A 20,315-nucleotide genomic window follows, 5' to 3' on the forward strand; every position below is an offset into this window, starting at 1 on the left:
TCTTGAGGCAGACTTCAGCCCATGCCCCGTAAAACCTGGCGCGCCGCGCTCGCCGCCTATGCCAGTCCCTCGACGCTCGTGCTGTTGTTGCTCGGTTTTGCTGCCGGCCTGCCGTACATGCTGGTGTTTTCGACGCTTTCCGTCTGGCTGCGTGAGGCCGGCGTTGCCCGTGAAACCATCGGCTACGCCAGCCTGATCGGTCTGGCGTACGCCTTCAAATGGGTCTGGTCACCGCTGCTCGACCAATGGCGCCTGCCTTTATTGGGCAAGCTGGGCCGCCGCCGTTCGTGGCTGGTGCTCTCGCAGACGCTGGTGATTCTGGGCCTGATCGGCATGGGCTTCTGTGATCCACAGAAACACCTGTCCTGGCTGATCGCCATTGCCGTTATCGTCGCTTTCGCTTCCGCCACCCAGGACATTGCGGTAGACGCCTATCGCCTGGAAATCGCCGACGACAGCCGCCAGGCCGCGCTGGCCGCCAGTTACATGTCCGGCTATCGCGTCGCCGCCCTGCTGGCCACCGCGGGCGCACTGTTCTTCGCCGAAGGCTTCGGCTCCACCGGCTTCAACTATCAACATTCGGCCTGGACCGGCACCTACGCGCTGTTCGGCGTGTTGATGGTGCCTGCCCTGCTGACTTCGCTGCTGATGCGCGAGCCGCCAGTGCCACTGCGCACGCAGCTGCAGGCCGGCCGCTACAGCTTCGCGCATCAACTGGCCTCGGTATTCGTACTGATCGTGTTGCTGGTGTCGGTTCCGGCGATGTTCACCCAGCTCTACAACACTGATTTCGCCAGCGTACTGTTCGGTCAGATGAGTCCGCTCGACCTGCTGCTCGAAGACCGCGCCTTCCTGCGCGCGATCCTCTATACCCTGCTCACCGGTCTGTGCCTGTCGACCATGGGCCGTCGCGGCCTGGCGCCAGTGTTGACTCCGGTCAACGACTTCATCCTGCGCTACCGCTGGCAGGCGTTGCTGCTGCTCGGACTGATCGCCACCTACCGGATGTCCGACACGGTGATGGGCGTGATGGCCAACGTGTTCTACATCGATCAGGGCTTCACCAAGGACCAGATCGCCAGCGTCAGCAAGATCTTCGGCCTGATCATGACCCTGGTCGGTGCCGGCATGGGCGGCCTGCTGATCGTGCGCTTCGGCATCCTGCCGATCCTGTTCATCGGTGGCGCGGCGTCGGCGGCGACCAACTTGCTGTTCGTGATGCTCGCCGATATGGGGCCGAACCTGAAGATGCTGGTGGTCACCATTTCGCTCGACAACTTCAGTTCCGGGCTTGCGACCTCGGCGTTCGTCGCCTATCTGTCGAGCCTGACCAACCTCAAGTTCTCGGCTACCCAGTACGCCCTGCTCAGTTCGATCATGCTGTTGCTGCCGCGGCTGATGGGCGGCTATTCCGGGGTAATGGTCGAGAAGTTCGGCTACCACAGCTTCTTCATGATCACGGCGCTGCTCGGCGTGCCGACGCTGCTGTTGATTGCCCTGCACTGGTTCCAGGAAAACCGCCGCGCGGGCCCGACGCCAACGCCTGAGCCTGCACCGACCTCCGTCGTCGAAGAATCGTAGGACATTTCAGCTACGGCGGGAGGATTCCCGCCGTAGCGCCTCACCGCCGAGCGCAATCCTGTACGTCGGCAAATCTCGCCGGTACACTGCTCCGTCATTTCCAGTCATAGCAACCGACAACGGCCAACCATGCGCACCAGTCAATTTTTGCTCGCCACACAGAAAGAAACGCCTTCCGATGCGGTCGTCGTCAGCCATCAGCTGATGCTGCGCGCCGGCATGATCCGCAAACTCGCTTCGGGCCTGTACACCTGGCTGCCGATGGGCTTGCGGGTAATGCGCAAGGTTGAAGCCATCGTTCGCGAAGAAATGAACGCTGCCGGCTCTCTTGAAGTGTTGATGCCGAGCACCCAACCGGCCGAGCTGTGGCAGGAATCGGGGCGCTGGGAAGAATACGGCCCTGAGCTGCTGCGCATCAAAGACCGCCACGGTCGCGACTTCTGCGCGGGCCCGACCCACGAAGAAGTGATCACCGATCTGATGCGCAACGAGTTGAGCAGCTACAAACAGCTGCCAATCAACCTGTACCAGATCCAGACCAAATTCCGTGACGAAATCCGCCCACGCTTCGGTTTGATGCGCGGCCGCGAATTCATCATGAAGGACGCCTACTCGTTCCACGCCGATCAGGCGTCGCTGCAGGTCACCTACGACCGCATGCATCAGGCGTACTGCAACGTGTTCACCCGTCTGGGCCTGAAATTCCGTCCGGTTGAAGCCGACAACGGCTCGATCGGTGGCGCTGGCTCCCACGAGTTCCACGTACTGGCCGAGTCCGGCGAAGACGACATCGTCTTCAGCAACGGTTCCGACTACGCGGCGAACATCGAGAAAGCCGAAGCCGTGCCACGGGAAACCTCGCGTCCAGCGCCGGCCGAAGAGCTGCGCCTGGTCGACACTCCAGACACCAAGACCATTGCCGCGCTGGTGGAAAAATTCAATCTGCCGATTGAAAAGACCATCAAGACCCTGATCGTCCACGCCGAAGAGCCAGGCAAGCTGATTGCCCTGATCATCCGTGGCGACCACGAGTTGAACGAAATCAAGGCTGCCAACCAGCCAGGCGTCGCCAGCCCGCTGGTCATGGCTTCCGATGCCGAGCTGCGTGACGCCATTGGCGCCGGCGCCGGTTCCCTCGGCCCGCTGAACCTGCCGCTGCCGATCATCATCGACCGCTCGGTCGAACTGATGAGCGACTTCGGCATCGGTGCGAACATCGACGACAAGCACTACTTCGGCGTGAACTGGGAGCGCGATCTGCCGGTTCCAACCGTTGCCGACCTGCGTAACGTCGTGGCCGGTGACCCAAGCCCGGACGGCAAAGGCACCCTGGAAATCAAGCGCGGTATCGAAGTCGGGCACATCTTCCAGCTGGGCAACAAGTACAGCAAGGCGATGAAGTGCGAAGTGCTGGGCGAGAACGGCAAACCGGTCACCCTGGAAATGGGTTGCTACGGTATCGGCGTATCCCGCGTGGTCGCTGCCGCCATCGAGCAGAACAACGACGAGAAAGGCATCATCTGGAGCGACACCCTGGCGCCGTTCCAGATCGCCCTGGTACCGCTGCGTTATGAAACCGAGCAGGTGCGCGAAGCCACTGACAAGCTGTACGCAGAACTGACGGCGGCCGGTTTCGAAGTGTTGCTGGACGATCGCGACAAGAAAACCAGCCCGGGCATCAAGTTCGCGGACATGGAGCTGATCGGCATTCCTCACCGGATCGTGGTCAGCGACCGCGGCCTCGCCGAAGGCAACCTGGAATACAAGAGTCGCACCGAGGCCGAAGCGCAAGCGCTGCCGGTTGCCGATGTGCTGTCCTTCCTTCAGGCCCGTATCCGCCGCTGAATCCAGATAGAGACCTCATGTTCAAGCGAAACACCTTGGGCCTCGGTGGCGCCGCCTTGTGCGGCGCCCTGCTGGTCAGCGGCTGTGCCAATCAGATGTCACAGCGCAGCGAGCACGAAGAGCGGGTCGAGCGCAAACTGCTCGATCACAGCCTGCAGATCGATGTCGGTGAGCCTAAGGTGCTCGAACTGCCGCAGCGTCGCGTGAAAATCAACGAACAGAAGACCTTCGAAGTCACCGAGTTTGAGGTCACCCGCCGTTACGATCGCTACACGCCTTACCAACCCTGGCGCGAAATCTACGAGATTCCGCTGGGCGCGGTGGCCGTGGTTGCCGGTATCGGCGCCAATGTGGTCAACGTATTCGCTCTGGGCAACCTGCCGGACAGCGTGACCAAGGACTGGTTGAACTACGGCATTGCCGGGGTCAACCCGTTCATGAACGTGCAGTCCCACGGTCGTGCGCAACAGAATCTGGCCGGTATCGATGAAGTCCAGCGCGACAAGCGCACGGAGTATTCGAGCCTGCCGTGGAGCGAGCGTCCGGTGCAAGTCAAGGCCGGCAAGCAGACCTTCGACATGACCACCGACCGCAACGGCGTGCTGCGCCTGAACCTGCTGGACAGTCCGTTCGCCGAAAATGACCTGAATCATATCGGCAAACTGCAGATCAGCGTCGAAGACGGCAAGGATGACGTGCACAGCGATTCATCCCTGGCGATCAGCAGCCATTTGCGCAGCAAGTTGCTGGAAGCGCACGGGCTGATTTACGACGATCTGGAAGACGACGAAGTGAGCCAGTGGGTCCACCGGGTCAAGCGTCTGTCGGAGCTGGGTCTGGAAGAAGAAGCCAGCGAGCTGGAGCAGAGCCTGATCGAACTGACGCGTAACGATCCTGAGTTGCAGGCGGAATTTCTCAAGTCGCTGACCAAGGATGCGGGGCGTCTGGTCGCTGATCCTGGACCGAATTAAGCCTGAAAAGCTTCGCGAGCAAGCCCGCTCCCACATTTGATCGAGTTCCTTCAGATGGAATGCAATCAAATGTGGGAGCGGGCTTGCTCGCGAAAGCGGCATCAGCAACACCACAGGCATTAGCGCTCAAACAACTCCATCTGCTCAAACCCGCCGCGCAAATCCTCCAGCCTCACCCCTACCCCCAACAACCGCACCGGTTTCCCACCCCGGTTGAACGCCTGCGTCAGCATCAACTGATAACTGCCCAGATCGCGCCCTGCCCCGGCTTGCTCCAGTGTGGTCTGGGTAAAGTCATGGAACTTCACTTTGACGAACGGCTTGCCCGGGCGATAACTGCTGTCGATCCGCTCCATGCGGGTTTTCAGGGTTTCCAGCAGCTCCGGCAGCTTGTCGAGGCAACTGCGCAGATCCGGCAGATCGACGTCGTAGGTGTTTTCCACACTGATTGACTGACGGCGGCTGTCGTTGTGCACCAACCGGTCATCAATCCCACGGGCCAGACTCCAGAGTCGCTCACCGAAACTGCCGAATTCGCGCACCAGCGCCAACTTGTCCCACTCGCGCAGTTGCAGGCAATCGACGATGCCGAGCTTGCCCAGTTTGTCGGCAGTGACTTTGCCGACGCCGTGCAACTTGCTCACCGGCAAGCCACTGACGAAATCCTCGACCTGATCCGGGGTAATCACGAACAACCCGTTGGGCTTCTTCCAGTCACTGGCGATCTTGGCCAGAAACTTGTTCGGGGCCACGCCCGCAGACACGGTGATGTGCAACTGATTGGAGATCCGCCGGCGGATATCTTGCGCGATGCGCGTGGCACTGCCGCCAAAATGCGCGCTGTCGGAGACGTCGAGGTAGGCCTCATCCAGCGACAGCGGCTCGATCAGGTCGGTGTAATCGCGAAAGATCGTATGGATTTCCTTCGAGGCTTCGCGATAGGCCTCCATGCGCGGCTTGACGATGGTCAGGTCGGGACACAGCTTCAAGGCATGCCCGGACGACATTGCCGAACGTACGCCATACGCCCGCGCTTCATAGTTGCAGGTGGCAATCACCCCACGCCGATCCGCCGACCCGCCCACCGCCAGCGGTTTGCCGGCCAGGTTCGGGTCGTCGCGCATCTCGATGGCGGCGTAGAAACAGTCACAGTCGACGTGGATGATTTTTCGCTGGGTCATGACAGAAAAGGAAACATGGCGAGCCGGAAACGCAGTATCTCACTCGCACCTGTATATAGCACCAGTGGTCTGAAGGTTCTTTTCAGATTGTAGGAAACAACCATGAATTTATTTTCTCAATCGAGAATCACCGACCGATAGAGCTGAAAGCCTTGCCCCACCTGCCCTGCGCGCCCTTCTCCTGCACTGCAAAAAGCGCTAACCGATTGAACAGGAACAGATTTATCCAGATTCAAGGTTGACACCCCGGCGATCCTCTGTAGAATGCCGACACACAGACGCGGGATGGAGCAGTCTGGTAGCTCGTCGGGCTCATAACCCGAAGGTCGTCGGTTCAAATCCGGCTCCCGCAACCAAACATCAAAAAAGGCTACTCGAAAGAGTGGCCTTTTTTGTGCCTGTGTGTTTTTCAGACCAGCCTCCGCATCACGCACATCCGGGCGAACAGGAATTCGTTGCATTTCCGAAACTTACCGCGCCGCTGCGACCGTTTGACGCAAATTCACACTTATTTGACCCTTTACGGGATTAGCGGTTGACACCTCGCCGTTCGCCTGTAGAATGCCGCCACACAGACGCGGGATGGAGCAGTCTGGTAGCTCGTCGGGCTCATAACCCGAAGGTCGTCGGTTCAAATCCGGCTCCCGCAACCAAACATCAAAAAAGGCTGCTCGAAAGAGTGGCCTTTTTTGTATCTGTGGAAAAAGTCCTTTCGCAACAATGATCTGTCACGCTGCAGTGAAACGCTCAGGATCATCAGACCCGCCCAGTTGCGACTATGCTTGAGTCGCAGGCAAGACGTCTGCAATCCATGACCCGCCCTCGCCGATCCCGGATGAGAGGCGTAGTATTTTGTGATTATTTTTTTCTACAGGGATTGGTAACTTGGCTGGATACCTCCATCCTGTCGCGCACAATCCAAGAGGTGATTGATGCGCGCCAACTCGTCTGATTCACAAGACACCGTCACAGCAGAACATCCGATCAAACCCGAGCGCCTGCGCTTGCTGGATCGGTTGAGCAAATATCGCCAGCCGATCGGTCTGGCGGTCACGTTGCTGCTGTTTGCCATTGCGCTGATTGCCTGCCGCCACCTGCTGAGCGAGCTCGATCTCTACGCATTGCACGACTCGATCCTGGCTGTGCCGAAACCGGCCCTGCTCGGCGCAGTGGCTGCTACGGTGGTCGGCTTCATCATATTGCTGGGCTATGAGTGGTCGGCCAGCCGCTATGCCGGCGTGACACTGCCGCCGCGCACTCTGGCGCTGGGAGGCTTCACCGCATTTGCGATTGGCAACGCCATCGGCCTGTCGCTGCTGTCCGGCGGCTCGGTGCGCTACCGTTTATATGCACGCCATGGGCTGGGCGCCTCCGAAGTCGCGCACATGACCCTGTTCGCCAGCCTGTCGCTGGGTTGCGCCCTGCCACCGCTGGCGGCTCTCGCGACCCTGAGCGACCTGCCCGCCGCCTCCGCCGCACTGGGCCTGTCAGAAGGCCTGCTCGGCACGATCGCCATGGTGGTGCTGGGTCTGGGCGCGATTCTGGCGACCGGCATCTATCGCCGCCGTCTGCCGGAGCAACCGTACCGCGACAACCTGCTGGTCAGGGCCGGTCGCCGGACGCTGCGCCTGCCGGGCCGCCGCCTGACCTTCCTGCAACTGATCATCACCGCCCTCGACGTCGCCGCAGCGGCCACCGTGCTTTATCTGCTGCTGCCGGAAGCCCCGCCGTTCGGCGCCTTCCTGCTGGTTTACCTGCTGGCACTGGCCGCCGGCGTCCTCAGCCACGTGCCTGGCGGTGTCGGGGTTTTTGAAGCGATCCTGCTGGCCGCGTTTGCCGACACCCTCGGGGCCGCGCCACTCGCCGCCGCCCTGCTGCTGTATCGTCTGATTTACGTCGTGCTGCCGCTGCTGGTGGCCTGCCTGTTTTTGCTGATCAATGAAGGTCAGCGCCTGTTCCAGACCCAGACCATGCGCGCCGCATCCGGTCTGGCCGCGCCGATTCTGGCGGTGCTGGTATTCCTGTCCGGCGTGGTGCTGCTGTTTTCCGGCGCCACCCCGGAGATCGACACGCGTCTTGAACACATCGGTTTTCTGATCCCGCATCGCCTGGTTGACGCCTCGCACTTCGGCGCCAGCCTGATCGGTGTGCTGTGCCTGATGCTGGCGCAGGGCCTGCGCCGTCGCCTGTCAGCCGCGTGGATGCTGACCACCATTCTGTTGCTGGTCGGCGCCCTGCTCTCGCTGCTCAAAGGCTTCGACTGGGAAGAAGCCACGCTGATGACACTCACCGCCGCGTTGCTGGGAGTGTTCCGTCGTTCGTTCTATCGTCCGAGCCGCCTGACCGAACTGCCCTTCTCGCCGCTGTATCTGGTGGCCAGCCTTTGCGTCCTGGGCGCCTCGACCTGGTTGCTGCTGTTCGCCTATCAGGACGTGCCGTACAGCCATCAACTGTGGTGGCAGTTCACCCTCGACGCTGACGCCCCGCGCGGCTTGCGTTCGCTGCTCGGCGCCGCCGTGCTGTTGCTGGTGATCGCGCTGACCTGGCTGCTGCGCACCGCGCGCCCGGTGATCCACCTGCCGACCCCGGACGAACTGGATCGCGCCGCGAAAATCCTGATGGCTTCGTCGCAACCCGATGGCGGCCTCGCGCTGACCGGTGACAAGGCGTTGCTGTTTCACCAGAACGACGAAGCCTTTCTGATGTACGCCCGCCGTGGCCGCAGCCTGGTGGCGCTGTACGACCCGATCGGCCCCGGCCAGCAACGCGCCGAGATGATCTGGCAGTTCCGCGACCTGTGCGACATCCATCACGCCCGTCCAGTGTTCTATCAGGTACGTGCGGAAAACCTGCCGTACTACATGGACATCGGCCTGACCGCGATCAAGCTCGGCGAAGAAGCCCGGGTCGATCTGCATCGCTTTGACCTGGAAGCCAAGGGCAAAGAGATGAAGGACCTGCGCTACACCTGGAACCGCGGTACCCGCGATGGTCTGTCGCTGGAAATCCATGAGCCGGGCCAGGCGCCGATGGACGAGTTGAAAGTGATTTCCGATGCGTGGCTGACCGGCAAGAACGTGCGCGAGAAAGGTTTCTCCCTCGGTCGATTCAGCGACGATTACCTGAAGCATTTCCGCATTGCGGTGATTCGCTTCGAAGGCCGCCCGGTGGCGTTCGCCAACCTGCTCGAGACTTTCAGCCATGACCTGGCCAGTCTCGACCTGATGCGCTCGCACCCGGACGCCCCCAAGCTGACCATGGAGTTCCTGATGGTCGGCCTGATTCAACACTATAAGAGTCACGGATACGCGCGTTTCAGCCTGGGCATGGTGCCGTTGTCGGGGTTGCAACCCCGGCGTGGTGCACCGCTGACCCAGCGCCTGGGCTCGATGGTCTTCCGCCGTGGTGAGCAGCTGTACAACTTCCAAGGCTTGCGCCGCTTCAAAGACAAGTTCCAGCCTGACTGGGAACCCCGTTATATGGCAGTGCCCGCCGGACTCGATCCGCTGGTGGCGCTGGCCGATACTGCTGCCCTGATCGCGGGCGGCTTGACTGGATTGGTGAAACGCTGATGATTCAACGCTCCCTGAAGTACATCCTGGCCGCACTGATCGTGCTGGCCGTGATTGCCGGCGGCGGTTACTGGTACCTCAAACGCCCGGCACCGCAACCGACTCTGCAACCACTGACGGCCGCCGACGGCACGGTCATGACCCGCGTCATTCCCGGCACCCAGCCCAAGGCTCAGGTGCTGGTCGCGGTCAATGACGACCAGAAGCTGACCGACAACCAACTGAGCACCCTGAGCCGCAGCGCCTCGGCGCAGATCGTTCAAGTGATTCTGCCCAAGGACTGCCTGCAACAGAGCCGCGCCCTGCAAACCGGCCTGCGCGAACTGAATGGCCCGGCCACGCTGGTCAGCGGTATCGGCCCTGGCGCGGTGCTGGCCTGGCGCTGGCTGTCCGAGCAGAAGGACGACAAGGCCCAGGCGATCTCGGTAGACCTGGCCCTGGAAAAACCCGGTTGCACCCACCTGCTGCCGAAATCCGCGGCACATGGCCACTGGCTGGTGGCATGGAACGACAACCCGGACGACACCAGCGCCGGTTTCGTGCGCGATCAACCGAACGCCGAAACCAGCATCAGCGACTACGACATCAACCTGCCGCAAGTGCTGAACAACGAGCTGCGCAAAATCCTCGTCGGCGGCGACAAGGCCAACGGCGGTCTGGCGATCCCGGTGGTGGAAGTGCCGGCCGGTCAAGCCAAGGACACCGTGACCCTGTTCCTCTCCGGTGACGGCGGCTGGCGCGACCTCGACCGCGACGTGGCCGGCGAGATGGCCAAGATTGGCTACCCGGTGGTCGGCATCGACACCCTGCGCTACTACTGGCAGCACAAGAGCCCCGAGCAAAGCGCGCTGGACCTGACCGAACTGATGCAGCACTACCGGCAAAAATGGGGCACCAAACGCTTCATCCTGACCGGATACTCGTTCGGTGCCGATGTCCTGCCGGCGATCTACAACCGCCTGCCGGACACCGAGCAGCAACGCGTCGACGCCATCATCCTGCTGGCTTTCGCCCGCACCGGCAGCTTCGAAATCGAAGTCGAAGGCTGGCTCGGCAACGCCGGCAAAGAAGCCGCCACCGGCCCGGAAATGGCCAAGCTGCCTGCCGCCAAAGTGGTGTGCATCTACGGCGCCGAAGAAACCGACGAAAGCGGCTGCACCGACAAGACGGCAGTCGGCGAAGCAGTGAAACTGCCTGGCGGCCACCACTTCGATGAGAACTACCCGGCGCTGGCCAAGCGTCTGGTGGACTTGATCGAAAAGCGTCAGAGCAAGGATCAGCCGGCAGAGTGATCTGCGCCGATAAAAAAGCCCCGCAACCTCACGGTTGCGGGGGCTTTTTTACGCAAACTTGCAGCACTTCCTGCCAGTCGAAACTTCTATCGATACCGAGACTAAAGCTGAACATCTATCCACGTGATGTCATCTTCTACATCGATACAGCTGCCATCCGGCGCTGCTAGCAAGTAGCTTTGCTGTAACTCGGTTAGCTCCGCCCAAAAGCCATCGGTTGCAAATACCAGTCGCTCTCTTAGGGTCAATGAATGAAACACAAAGTCAGGGTTCGGTGCGCGACTCGCCTTCAAGCAACGAGTCACCCGGTGTCGAGCCGGATCTTGCGCCAACTCGGAGTGGGAACGGTCGCGCCTCCAGTTAGCCTTACAGTGGGGCGACGTAATCCATTCGATCGCGCCTGCCGGCGTCACAACACCGCACGAACAATCACCCTCATACGCAAGCGTGAGTTTCCCATGAGCGGCGACACCCACCACATAACAAGTGGCGCCTGTGTGACTTGCAAACAACACGGGGTGGAGGTCGGCCAGTATAGAAAGCAGTACCTGTTCAACAGCTTCGCACTCAGTGATATCGAGGCCGTGATCAAAGTGTTTTGACCAGACATCTAAAACACCCTTTACAAAGGACTCAGCCAACTGGCCACTGCCAACCCTCGAGGTACCGTCCGTGATAACAAATACGCCGTTTTCTCCATCACAGAGCGCTCCAGCAAAGTCATGATTGGTTCTCCTGGCTCGCCCTGCTACCGATCTGACGTGGTATTTCATGCGCTGCCCAGTTCTTTCATGCGCCCATGAATGATTTGTCCTCTTCCCGGATTGGCCTGTACCGAGCCCGAGCTTTCAATCACATAGTCAATGCCACTGAGAACCCTGAGTGCTCGAACTCCATCCGTGATGAATTCCTTGAGCTCGGATTCCGCCTGCCGAACCTCTTCTAAAAGCTCTGGACGTCCATCAATCAAGATAATGATGTCTTCGACGTCTTTATGGTATGGATCGCCACCACCACGACCACTGAAGGCTTCCAGTTTTGTCGCGAGAAAATAGGTAGGTTTGAATATCTGGATGACGGTACCGCTGGGTAACGTAAATTTATTGGCCCGCGCCAGCCCCTCTACAAACCAGCGGTTGGCGTATCCGAGAACCTCGGGATCAGAAGGCATCACGTCAACGACGATGTCGTTGAAGCGGAAACGACAGTTCACTTCATCCTCGCCAGTAATCTTGAAATTCCTGGCCGCCAACCGTTCGGTAAGCTGCTGCCAGGCGCCAATGCCTGCCAGCTCGATCACCAGGTCAACATCATCGGTGAAGCGAATGTCGTCCAGCACAACAGCATCAGTTACCAGCATGGCTGTGGTGCAACCTCCGACAAAGGCAACCTCCGCGAGAAACGCCTCTCCCAAACCCTCAGCAACAAACTCTATAAGCTCGTAGTTGTGATCAGTGTTGGATGACATGTTATTTCAGTCCCATCCCTGCTTTTAGAATGTTGACCGCAACACCACACTCTCGCGGACCTCCAAGGCGGATTGCATCAGCAAGCGCAAGATAGTGGTAAAGGATCCTGTCCCTCTTCACCGCTTCCGGCACTGTTTTGTAGAGCGGCTCTATCGCCTGTCCACGCTCAGCTCCAAGTGCATCTGGCCAAACCGGAATCAGTCCGCCAGCACTTTTGATGCTTTTGGACAGTGCCGGTGCTGCAAAACCCGTCGGGATGCCGCGAACCATTGCCCCGGGCTTTACAGGGAAAAAGTATTTCAGAGCGTGTTCGGTGATGTTTAGCAACTGCCGCCGGTTAACTTTTGGAAGTCCGGTGTCATAGTCATTGGTGAGCAGCCCGGACACACGACACCTGGCGATGGAATTTGAAACTTCGCTCTTGCTTAGCCCAAGTGCAGCAGACAACGCACGCAACGAGTAACCTTCACTCCAGCTCGCCAGTGGCGGAACAGCTACCGGCTCCGACCACCCTTCCCACCCCGCCTCATCGTCCAGGGGCGAATCGAAATCCTGTCGACGGAATACAGTATCTTCACCGTCGGTGGAGTAGGTGACCAATGGTTGCCCCACCCGACCGCCCGCCGTCATTTGACTGACCACGTAGGGCTTCAACAACTCCTCGACTCTGTTCGAATTTGACTCCGACTCCATTACCCCAAGGAGGTTTTCCTCCTGAGCGTGAAGGCTGGCCATCTTGAACAAAAGCAAAATGTCTTGACTCTTCATGAAGCTTAAAACCCCAAGCGTCCACATTCCATAAAACGTGGACACTTTTCTCATTCAAAATATCCGATAGTCAAGCCCTTTATTCGGCCCCGCTCCTGTGGCGCCAACTCAAGAATTCACCTGCCCCGAGATTGCTCGCTACCTTAATTCCGGTTACCGGTGTCGCAATATCAGATGACGTTCGCATACCTTGTAGGCAAACTCCTAATCTCATGTTTAGGCACTTTGCCGCTCTGTTGCGCTGTTTTCGACGGGATACTCTCCAGAGGTCGCTGACCAATTCAGTGATCGGGTGTGGTAACCCGGCTAAGCAAAGTGCAACAACGCTCCCAACACGACTCAGGTGTTTTTACGTCTGCAATTCCGAGTCATGGCGGCTGTGCGTGGGAGACCTTCGGGTCTGCCGGTTTTTTTGCTCTCCCGGTTTACCACCCTGCGTACAGCTGCCACCCATTCGCGTGGAAACGAAAGTCACGGCACTTCGAACCAAGGAGTAACACGATGACCGAAACTGATCTGCACGGACCCGCGAACGTTAAAACCATCGGCTGCACCCCTTCCTCTACCACTCGGATCAAGCGTTCTTCAATGTCCGCTCTGGCATTCCGATTCTCGAAGCACTGTCCCAATCCTCCGACCTGCTGTCCCTCGCCAAATCATTCACCGAAGACGCTGCCTTCATCGAAGACACCGACCGTCACGCCTGGGCTGCGCATTACCTGACCGTGATGGGCAAAGCCTTGATTGATGACGTGATCCAAGCGCTGATGCCGCGACCTGCGCGGACGAAGACCGAATCTGAAGAAGAATTGCCTGAAAGCCACTGACACCACAGAATCCTTGTGGGAGCGAGCTTGCTCGCGAATGCGGTGGATCAGCCACCACATGTCTCGACTGACACTCGGCCTTCGCGAGCAAGCTCGCTCCCACAGGGGATTTGCAGTGGGTTAGAGGTTTATGTGCGGGCACAAAAAAGCCCCCGCCAGCCTTGAAGCTGACGGGGGCTTTTCAGTTGAGGCGGGGTTACATCTCGACCTGCGTCCCCAACTCAATAACCCGGTTCAGCGGCAGATTGAAGAACCGCAAGTTGCCGTTGGCATTCTTCAACATGAACGCAAACAGCGCCTCGCGCCAGCGGGCCATGCCTTCGAGTTTCGAGGCGATCACCGTTTCGCGGCTGAGGAAGTAAGTGGTGCGCATCGGGCTGAAGTCCAGTTCATCCAGATGGCACAGTTTCAGCGCCTGAGGCACATCCGGCTCGTCGGTAAAGCCGAAGTGCAGGATCACCCGGAAGAAGCCTTCGCCGTGGGCCTCGACTTCGAAGCGGCGCGATGGCGGCACGCGCGGGATGTCTTCGTAGACCACGGTCAGCAGCACCACTTGCTCGTGCAGCACCTGGTTGTGCAGCAGGTTGTGCAACAGCGCATGCGGCACGGCGTCGGAGCGTGCGGTGAGGAACACGGCGGTGCCCTGCACGCGGTGCGGCGGTTGCACGCGGATGCTGCTGATGAAGATCGGCAGCGGCAACGCGCCTTCGTCGAGGCGTTCGACCAGCAATTGCTTGCCGCGCTTCCAGGTGGTCATCAGCACGAACAGCGCAATACCGGCGATCACCGGGAATGCACCGCCCTGCACGATCTTCGGCACGTTGGCGGCGAAATACAGACCGTCCACCAGCAGGAAACCGATCAGCACCGGCACCGCGAGGACCGGCGGCCATTTCCACAGCAGCAGCATGACGGCCGACACCAGAATGGTGGTCATCAGCATGGTGCCGGTCACCGCAACGCCGTAGGCCGAAGCCAGGGCGCCAGAGGATTCAAAGCCGAGGACGAGCAGCACTACGCCGACCATCAGCGACCAGTTCACCGCGCCGATGTAGATCTGACCTTGTTCATCGCTGGAGGTGTGCTGAATGTACATGCGCGGGATGTAACCGAGCTGGATCGCCTGACGAGTCAGGGAGAACGCGCCGGAAATCACCGCTTGCGAGGCGATCACCGTGGCCAGCGTCGACAGCCCCACCAGCGGAATCAGCGCCCAGCTCGGCGCCAGCAGGTAGAACGGGTTACGTGCCGCTTCCGGGTTTTCCAGCAGCAGTGCGCCCTGACCGAAGTAGTTCAGCACCAGCGCCGGCAGCACCAGCAGGAACCACGCACGGGCAATCGGCTTGCGCCCGAAGTGGCCCATGTCGGCGTACAGCGCTTCGGCACCGGTCAGCGCCAGTACCACCGCGCCGAGGATCGCCACGCCCATGCCGGCGTGCACCATGAAGAAACGCACCGCCCAGACCGGATTCAACGCATGCAGCACTTCCGGGTAATGGCTGATGCCATACACCCCGAGGGCGCCGAGCACCAGGAACCAGGTGACCATGATCGGCCCGAACAGAATGCCGATCCGCGCCGTACCGTGGCTCTGGATCAGAAACAACCCGACCAGCACCACCAGCGACAGCGGCACCACCCAGTGGTCGATGCCGTCGAACGCCAGGCCCAGGCCTTCGATCGCCGACAGCACGGAAATCGCTGGGGTGATCATGCTGTCGCCGTAAAACAGCGCCGCGCCGATCAGTCCGCAAACCACCAGCAACGAACGCAACCTCTTGCGCTTGCCCGCCGCACGACGTGCCAGTGCGGTGAGCGCCATGATGCCGCCCTCGCCCTGGTTGTCGGCGCGCAGGACGAACATCATGTATTTGATCGAAACGACCCAGATCAGCGACCAGAAGATCAACGACAGAATGCCCAGCACCCCATCGTGATTGACGGGCACGCCATACGCGCCGGAAAACACTTCTTTGAGGGTGTACAACGGGCTCGTGCCGATGTCGCCGTAAACTACCCCGACTGCCGCGACCAGCATGCTCAGCGGTTTTGCAGCCGAATGCTCGGCGCCCGCCGCCTGACTACTTGCCTGACCCATCCAACACTCCTGATTCTCGAACCGGCTTCTTTGAATGAAGCACTATGCTTTGTGGTGCAGCATGCGCTGTTTTACCTGTTGTTACAGACGTTTTGTTGACTGTAAAAAATTGGTAAAGCTCAACGGCGCGAAGCATAGCGCAGCACTCGTCGTATTTCCCTGCATAAAGCTGGTCAAGTGCGTTGCTCATCGCTAGAATTGCGCACTTTTTGATCAGAGGCGCACCCTAAGCGCCCATCCGTCGGTTTTCCCACACGGCAAGCGACGTCACAAAACACCGAGGTTAGACATGTCCACCACTCCTGCGCCGGCCAATCCAAAGGTTGGCTTCGTATCTCTGGGTTGCCCGAAAGCACTGGTCGACTCCGAGCGCATCCTGACCCAGCTGCGTATGGAAGGCTATGACGTGGTGTCCACCTACCAGGACGCCGACGTGGTGGTGGTCAATACCTGCGGTTTCATCGACTCGGCCAAGGCTGAGTCGCTGGAAGTGATCGGTGAAGCGATCAAGGAAAACGGCAAGGTGATCGTCACCGGTTGCATGGGCGTGGAAGAAGGCAACATCCGCGACGTACACCCGAGCGTGCTGGCCGTGACCGGTCCGCAGCAGTACGAGCAAGTGGTCAACGCGGTGCACGAAGTGGTGCCACCGCGTCAGGATCACAACCCGCTGATCGACCTGGTACCGCCGCAAGGCATCAAGCTGACCCCGCGTCACTACGCGTACCTGAAAATTTCCGAAGGCTGCAACCACAGCTGCAGCTTCTGCATCATCCCGTCGATGCGCGGCAAACTGGTCAGCCGTCCTGTCGGCGACGTGCTCGACGAAGCTCAGCGTCTGGTCAAATCCGGCGTCAAAGAGCTGCTGGTGATCTCGCAAGACACCAGCGCCTACGGCGTCGACGTGAAATACCGCACCGGCTTCTGGAACGGCGCGCCGGTGAAAACCCGCATGACCGAACTCTGCGAGGCGCTGAGCACCTTGGGCGTGTGGGTGCGTCTGCACTACGTTTACCCGTACCCGCACGTTGACGAGCTGATCCCGCTGATGGCCGCCGGCAAGATCCTGCCGTACCTGGACATCCCGTTCCAGCACGCCAGCCCGAAAGTGCTGAAGGCGATGAAACGCCCGGCGTTCGAAGACAAGACTCTGGCGCGGATCAAGAACTGGCGCGAGATCTGCCCGGACCTGATCATCCGTTCGACCTTCATCGTCGGCTTCCCGGGCGAAACCGAAGAAGACTTCCAGTACCTGCTGAACTGGCTGACCGAAGCCCAGCTCGACCGCGTCGGCTGCTTCCAGTACTCGCCGGTCGATGGTGCGCCCGCCAATGATCTGGACCTGGAAGTAGTGCCGGACGACGTCAAGCAAGACCGTTGGGAGCGTTTCATGGCGCACCAGCAGGCGATCAGCTCGGCCCGTTTGCAAATGCGCATCGGCCGCGAGATCGAAGTGCTGGTGGACGAAGTCGACGAGCAAGGCGCCGTCGGCCGCTGCTTCTTCGATGCCCCGGAAATCGACGGCAACGTGTTCATCGACAACGGCAGCAACCTCAAGCCGGGCGACAAGGTCTGGTGCAAGGTGACTGACGCTGACGAATACGACCTGTGGGCTGAGCAGATCTAAGCACCACGAAGTACCTGTGGGAGCGGGCTTGCTCGCGAAGGCGGTGTATCAGTCACTGGTATGTCGACGGATACACTGCTTTCGCGAGCAAGCCCGCTCCCACAGGGGATAGTCGTGTCATCAAAAGCCCCGCTCTTTTTTACGAGATGCGGGGCTTTTTTACGGCTATCGTTTACCGGGGGAAGGACTCCCTTGAAACGAACAAGAGGCCATCGGGCATGCGTCAGCATTCGGTCATTCACACGCCGAAACTCAGCGACTATCAAGAACTGACCCGGGTCTGGGAGGCCTCGGTCCGCGCGACCCATGATTTTCTGCCGGACAGCTACATCGAGTTGCTGCGCAATCTGGTGCTCACCCGTTATCTGGACGCGGTGATGCTGATTTGCACCAGGGATCATCAGCAACGCATCACCGGATTCGCCGGGGTGGCGGCGGGCAAGATCGAAATGCTGTTCATCGATCCCGAGTATCGTGGCCAAGGCTTGGGCAAGAAACTGCTCAACTACGCCATGCAACATCTGAATGCCGATGAACTCGACGTCAACGAACAGAACCCGCAGGCGCTGGGGTTTTATTTCAAGCAGGGTTTTGAAGTGATCGGCCGCTCGGAGGTGGATGGCATGGGCCAGCCGTACCCGTTGCTGCATATGCGCCTGCGGCGGCCCCAGCAGCGCTCAAGCCACGCCTGACACACCAAAGAACCCTTGTAGGAGTGAGCCTGCTCGCGATAGCGCCGGACCAGCCGACATCAATGCTGAATGTCAGACGGCAATCGCGAGCAGGCTCACTCCTACAAAAAACCACCTACCGAAATGGAACCGGGCTTAACCGGCGCCAGGCAGGTACAATGCCCACCCCTTTTTTGTTACGGCCCTGTCATGACTGACCCGATTCGCCTCTCCAAACGCCTCATCGAACTGGTCGGTTGCTCCCGCCGGGAGGCCGAGCTGTTCATCGAGGGCGGCTGGGTCACCGTGGACGGCGAAGTGATCGACGAACCGCAATTCAAGGTCGGCGACCAGAAGGTCGAGCTCGACAAGGACGCTCAGGCCACCGCGCCGGAGCCGGTGACCATCTTGCTCAACGTGCCGGCCGGCATGGATGTCGACACCGCCATGCAGTCGCTCAGCGCCGACACCCTCAGCGACGAGCACCGCTACGGCAAACGCCCGCTGCGCGGGCACTTCCTGCGCCTGACGGCCAGCGCCGATCTGCAGCCCAAGGCCAGCGGCCTGCTGGTGTTCACTCAGGACTGGAAAGTGCTGCGCAAACTGACTGCCGACGCGGCCAAGATCGAGCAGGAATACGTGGTCGAGGTCGAAGGCGACATGGTTGCCCACGGCCTCAATCGCCTGCAGCACGGCCTGACTCACAAGGGCAAGGAGCTGCCGCCGGTCAAGGCCAGCTGGCAGAACGAAAACCGCCTGCGCTTCGCCATGAAGAACCCGCAGCCGGGGATCATCGCCCAGTTCTGTGAAGCGGTTGGCCTGAAGGTCGTCGGCATCCGCCGCATCCGCATCGGCGGCGTGTCGATTGGCAAGGTTCCGGTGGGCCAATGGCGCTACCTGTCCGGCAAAGAGAAGTTCTAAAGCTTCCACTGCCGCCACACATTCCGGCAGCGCGCCTGCGCGTTGCCCACAACGAAATATCAGGATTACCCACATGATTCATAACGACGTATTGCGCAGCGTGCGCTACATGCTCGACATCAGCGACAAGAAAGTCATCGAGATCATCAAGCTCGGCGGCCTGGACGTGGAGCTCAAAGACGTCGTCGCGTACCTCGACAAGAAAGAAGAAGACGAAGAAGGCTTCGTGCGCTGCCCGGACGAAGTCATGGCGCACTTCCTCGACGGTCTGGTGGTGTTCAAGCGCGGCAAGGACGAAAGCCGTCCGCCGCAGCCGATCGAAGTGCCAGTGACCAACAACATCATCCTGAAGAAGCTGCGCGTGGCCTTCGAACTCAAGGAAGACGACATGCACGCGATCCTCAAGGCAGCCGAGTTCCCGGTGTCCAAGCCTGAGCTGAGCGCACTGTTTCGCAAGGTCGGCCACACCAATTACCGCGCGTGCGGCGACCAGCTGCTGCGCAACTTCCTCAAGGGCTTGACCCTGCGCGTTCGTGGCTGATCTGCGCCACAAGCTCTGAATCGGCGGCGCGGCCTTCGCGAGCAAGCCCGCTCCCACAGGTTTTGTGGCTGACACAAAACCGGACTCCACTCGAGATCCCTGTGGGAGCGGGCTTGCTCGCGAAGGCGTCGGCCCGGCCACCTCGGGTTATCATCCCCACCCCGCTCCCACCTCGACTCCAGACCATGACTTACAGCGTCTCCCCCATCGGCTTCGTGCGCTCCTGCTTCAAGGAGAAGTTCGCCATCCCGCGCCAGCCGCAACTGGCTCCCGCCGCCCGTGGCGTGCTGGAACTGGTGGCGCCGTTCGATCAGGGAGACGCCGTGCAGGGGCTAGAGCAGGTCAGCCACGTCTGGCTGTTGTTCCTGTTTCATCAGGCGCTGGAAGAGAAGCCGCGTCTGAAGGTGCGGCCACCGCGTCTGGGCGGTAACAAGTCCATGGGCGTGTTCGCCACCCGTGCGACGCACCGGCCCAATGGCATCGGGCAGTCTGTGGTGAAGCTGGACAAGGTCGAGGCCAATCGGCTGTTCATTTCGGGGATCGATTTGCTCGATGGCACACCGATTCTCGACATCAAACCCTATGTACCTTACGCCGACATCATCGCTGACGCCTCCAACAGCATCGCCAGCGCCGCGCCACAGCTGATTGACGTGCGGTGGACGGACGCCGCACTGCAACAGGCGCACGGCCATGCTCAGCGCCTCGGCGAGCCTCTGGTCGAGTTGATCGAGCAGTGTCTGGCCCAGGATCCGCGTCCGGCGTATCAGACGCCGACACCAGAGCGCGAATACGGTGCGCAGTTCTGGGATCTGGACGTGCGCTGGCATTACCCGACGCCGGAGCAGATCCGGGTACTGGAAGTCATCCCCGCCAACACCTGAACCCCGGAAACGCAAAAGCCCGCGCTGCCTTCTCAGGCAACGCGGGCTTTTCTGTGTAGCACGAAAC

Annotated in this window: 15 protein-coding genes, 2 tRNA genes and 1 pseudogene; 13 read left to right on the plus strand and 5 right to left on the minus strand. The window is 60.2% G+C overall.

Annotated elements, in window-relative coordinates; genetic code table 11:
* Positions 1–21: 21 nt before the first annotated feature.
* From VLA07_RS02200 to VLA07_RS02210, 3 genes are all read left to right on the plus strand, one after another.
* Positions 22–1,581, plus strand: coding sequence for an AmpG family muropeptide MFS transporter (locus VLA07_RS02200; RefSeq protein ID WP_027614343.1), 1,560 nt, complete (start codon positions 22–24; stop codon positions 1,579–1,581).
* Positions 1,582–1,710: 129 nt separating this feature from the next.
* On the plus strand, positions 1,711–3,426 hold the full coding sequence (locus VLA07_RS02205; protein WP_027614342.1) for a proline--tRNA ligase: 1,716 nt from the start codon (positions 1,711–1,713) through the stop codon (positions 3,424–3,426).
* A gap of 17 nt (positions 3,427–3,443) precedes the next feature.
* Positions 3,444–4,397, plus strand: a complete 954-nt coding sequence (locus VLA07_RS02210; RefSeq protein ID WP_027614341.1) for a hypothetical protein — start codon at positions 3,444–3,446, stop codon at positions 4,395–4,397.
* A 119-nt stretch (positions 4,398–4,516) separates the two neighbouring features.
* On the opposite strand, the gene dinB is transcribed toward VLA07_RS02210, so the two are convergent.
* Positions 4,517–5,578 (minus strand): DNA polymerase IV, encoded by a 1,062-nt coding sequence (gene dinB / locus VLA07_RS02215; RefSeq protein ID WP_097086527.1) that lies wholly within the window; start codon positions 5,576–5,578, stop codon positions 4,517–4,519.
* A 279-nt stretch (positions 5,579–5,857) separates the two neighbouring features.
* Here dinB and VLA07_RS02220 point away from each other — a divergent pair.
* The 4 genes from VLA07_RS02220 to VLA07_RS02235 all read left to right on the plus strand — a co-directional run bounded on the left by VLA07_RS02220 (position 5,858) and on the right by VLA07_RS02235 (position 10,442).
* Positions 5,858–5,934, plus strand: a tRNA-Met gene (locus tag VLA07_RS02220).
* Positions 5,935–6,154: 220 nt separating this feature from the next.
* Positions 6,155–6,231 (plus strand) — tRNA-Met (locus VLA07_RS02225).
* A 279-nt stretch (positions 6,232–6,510) separates the two neighbouring features.
* Positions 6,511–9,150 carry a bifunctional lysylphosphatidylglycerol flippase/synthetase MprF gene (gene mprF, locus VLA07_RS02230; RefSeq protein WP_333988336.1) on the plus strand — a complete coding sequence of 880 codons (2,640 nt, stop codon included), beginning with the start codon at positions 6,511–6,513 and terminating at the stop codon, positions 9,148–9,150.
* A complete protein-coding gene (locus VLA07_RS02235; RefSeq protein ID WP_007964390.1) occupies positions 9,150–10,442 on the plus strand; it encodes a virulence factor family protein in 1,293 nt (430 codons plus the stop codon). The genes mprF and VLA07_RS02235 overlap by 1 nt, the downstream gene beginning before the upstream one ends.
* 101 nt (positions 10,443–10,543) lie before the next feature.
* On the opposite strand, the gene VLA07_RS02240 is transcribed toward VLA07_RS02235, so the two are convergent.
* From VLA07_RS02240 to VLA07_RS02250, 3 genes are read right to left on the minus strand one after another with little or no spacing between them, the layout of a single operon-like run.
* Positions 10,544–11,215 carry a PP2C family protein-serine/threonine phosphatase gene (locus tag VLA07_RS02240; protein WP_247269370.1) on the minus strand — a complete coding sequence of 224 codons (672 nt, stop codon included), beginning with the start codon at positions 11,213–11,215 and terminating at the stop codon, positions 10,544–10,546.
* Entirely contained in the window at positions 11,212–11,910 is a 699-nt protein-coding gene (locus tag VLA07_RS02245) for a hypothetical protein (RefSeq protein WP_247269371.1), read from the minus strand. Before VLA07_RS02245 ends, VLA07_RS02240 begins: the two co-directional genes overlap by 4 nt.
* Position 11,911: 1 nt before the next feature.
* Positions 11,912–12,706, minus strand: coding sequence for a MarR family transcriptional regulator (locus VLA07_RS02250; RefSeq protein WP_431061462.1), 795 nt, complete (start codon positions 12,704–12,706; stop codon positions 11,912–11,914).
* 474 nt (positions 12,707–13,180) lie between these two features.
* Here VLA07_RS02250 and VLA07_RS02255 point away from each other — a divergent pair.
* Positions 13,181–13,506 (plus strand): annotated as a pseudogene (locus VLA07_RS02255) (DUF3077 domain-containing protein).
* A 196-nt stretch (positions 13,507–13,702) separates the two neighbouring features.
* Here VLA07_RS02255 and VLA07_RS02260 read toward each other — a convergent pair.
* Positions 13,703–15,544 carry a potassium transporter Kup gene (locus VLA07_RS02260; RefSeq protein WP_409077702.1) on the minus strand — a complete coding sequence of 614 codons (1,842 nt, stop codon included), beginning with the start codon at positions 15,542–15,544 and terminating at the stop codon, positions 13,703–13,705.
* Positions 15,545–15,893: 349 nt separating this feature from the next.
* Here VLA07_RS02260 and rimO point away from each other — a divergent pair, with 349 nt between their 5' ends.
* From rimO to tsaA, 5 genes are all read left to right on the plus strand, one after another.
* On the plus strand, positions 15,894–17,231 hold the full coding sequence (gene rimO / locus VLA07_RS02265; protein ID WP_003222282.1) for a 30S ribosomal protein S12 methylthiotransferase RimO: 1,338 nt from the start codon (positions 15,894–15,896) through the stop codon (positions 17,229–17,231).
* A 218-nt stretch (positions 17,232–17,449) separates the two neighbouring features.
* Complete coding sequence (locus tag VLA07_RS02270) at positions 17,450–17,923, plus strand: GNAT family N-acetyltransferase (protein WP_247269373.1); 474 nt, start codon at positions 17,450–17,452, stop codon at positions 17,921–17,923.
* 189 nt (positions 17,924–18,112) lie between these two features.
* Complete coding sequence (locus VLA07_RS02275) at positions 18,113–18,823, plus strand: rRNA pseudouridine synthase (RefSeq protein ID WP_123587001.1); 711 nt, start codon at positions 18,113–18,115, stop codon at positions 18,821–18,823.
* A 73-nt stretch (positions 18,824–18,896) separates the two neighbouring features.
* On the plus strand, positions 18,897–19,364 hold the full coding sequence (locus tag VLA07_RS02280; RefSeq protein WP_027611093.1) for a DUF1456 family protein: 468 nt from the start codon (positions 18,897–18,899) through the stop codon (positions 19,362–19,364).
* A gap of 185 nt (positions 19,365–19,549) precedes the next feature.
* Entirely contained in the window at positions 19,550–20,248 is a 699-nt protein-coding gene (gene tsaA / locus VLA07_RS02285) for a tRNA (N6-threonylcarbamoyladenosine(37)-N6)-methyltransferase TrmO (protein ID WP_027611092.1), read from the plus strand.
* The last annotated feature ends 67 nt before the right edge of the window (positions 20,249–20,315 follow it).

Origin of the sequence: Pseudomonas sp. S3(2024) (assembly GCF_036861315.1) — a bacterium.
Lineage (GTDB): Bacteria > Pseudomonadota > Gammaproteobacteria > Pseudomonadales > Pseudomonadaceae > Aquipseudomonas > Aquipseudomonas putida_A.

Coding starts and splice junctions, on each gene's coding strand:
- VLA07_RS02205 (WP_027614342.1), top strand. CDS start 1,711: ATGCGCACCAGTCAATTTTTGCTCGCCACACAGAAAGAAACGCCTTCC.
- VLA07_RS02260 (WP_409077702.1), bottom strand. CDS start 15,544: ATGCTGGTCGCGGCAGTCGGGGTAGTTTACGGCGACATCGGCACGAGC.
- VLA07_RS02235 (WP_007964390.1), top strand. CDS start 9,150: ATGATTCAACGCTCCCTGAAGTACATCCTGGCCGCACTGATCGTGCTG.
- VLA07_RS02270 (WP_247269373.1), top strand. CDS start 17,450: ATGCGTCAGCATTCGGTCATTCACACGCCGAAACTCAGCGACTATCAA.
- VLA07_RS02200 (WP_027614343.1), top strand. CDS start 22: ATGCCCCGTAAAACCTGGCGCGCCGCGCTCGCCGCCTATGCCAGTCCC.
- mprF (WP_333988336.1), top strand. CDS start 6,511: ATGCGCGCCAACTCGTCTGATTCACAAGACACCGTCACAGCAGAACAT.
- VLA07_RS02250 (WP_431061462.1), bottom strand. CDS start 12,706: ATGTGGACGCTTGGGGTTTTAAGCTTCATGAAGAGTCAAGACATTTTG.
- tsaA (WP_027611092.1), top strand. CDS start 19,550: ATGACTTACAGCGTCTCCCCCATCGGCTTCGTGCGCTCCTGCTTCAAG.
- VLA07_RS02280 (WP_027611093.1), top strand. CDS start 18,897: ATGATTCATAACGACGTATTGCGCAGCGTGCGCTACATGCTCGACATC.
- VLA07_RS02240 (WP_247269370.1), bottom strand. CDS start 11,215: ATGAAATACCACGTCAGATCGGTAGCAGGGCGAGCCAGGAGAACCAAT.
- VLA07_RS02210 (WP_027614341.1), top strand. CDS start 3,444: ATGTTCAAGCGAAACACCTTGGGCCTCGGTGGCGCCGCCTTGTGCGGC.
- rimO (WP_003222282.1), top strand. CDS start 15,894: ATGTCCACCACTCCTGCGCCGGCCAATCCAAAGGTTGGCTTCGTATCT.
- VLA07_RS02275 (WP_123587001.1), top strand. CDS start 18,113: ATGACTGACCCGATTCGCCTCTCCAAACGCCTCATCGAACTGGTCGGT.
- dinB (WP_097086527.1), bottom strand. CDS start 5,578: ATGACCCAGCGAAAAATCATCCACGTCGACTGTGACTGTTTCTACGCC.
- VLA07_RS02245 (WP_247269371.1), bottom strand. CDS start 11,910: ATGTCATCCAACACTGATCACAACTACGAGCTTATAGAGTTTGTTGCT.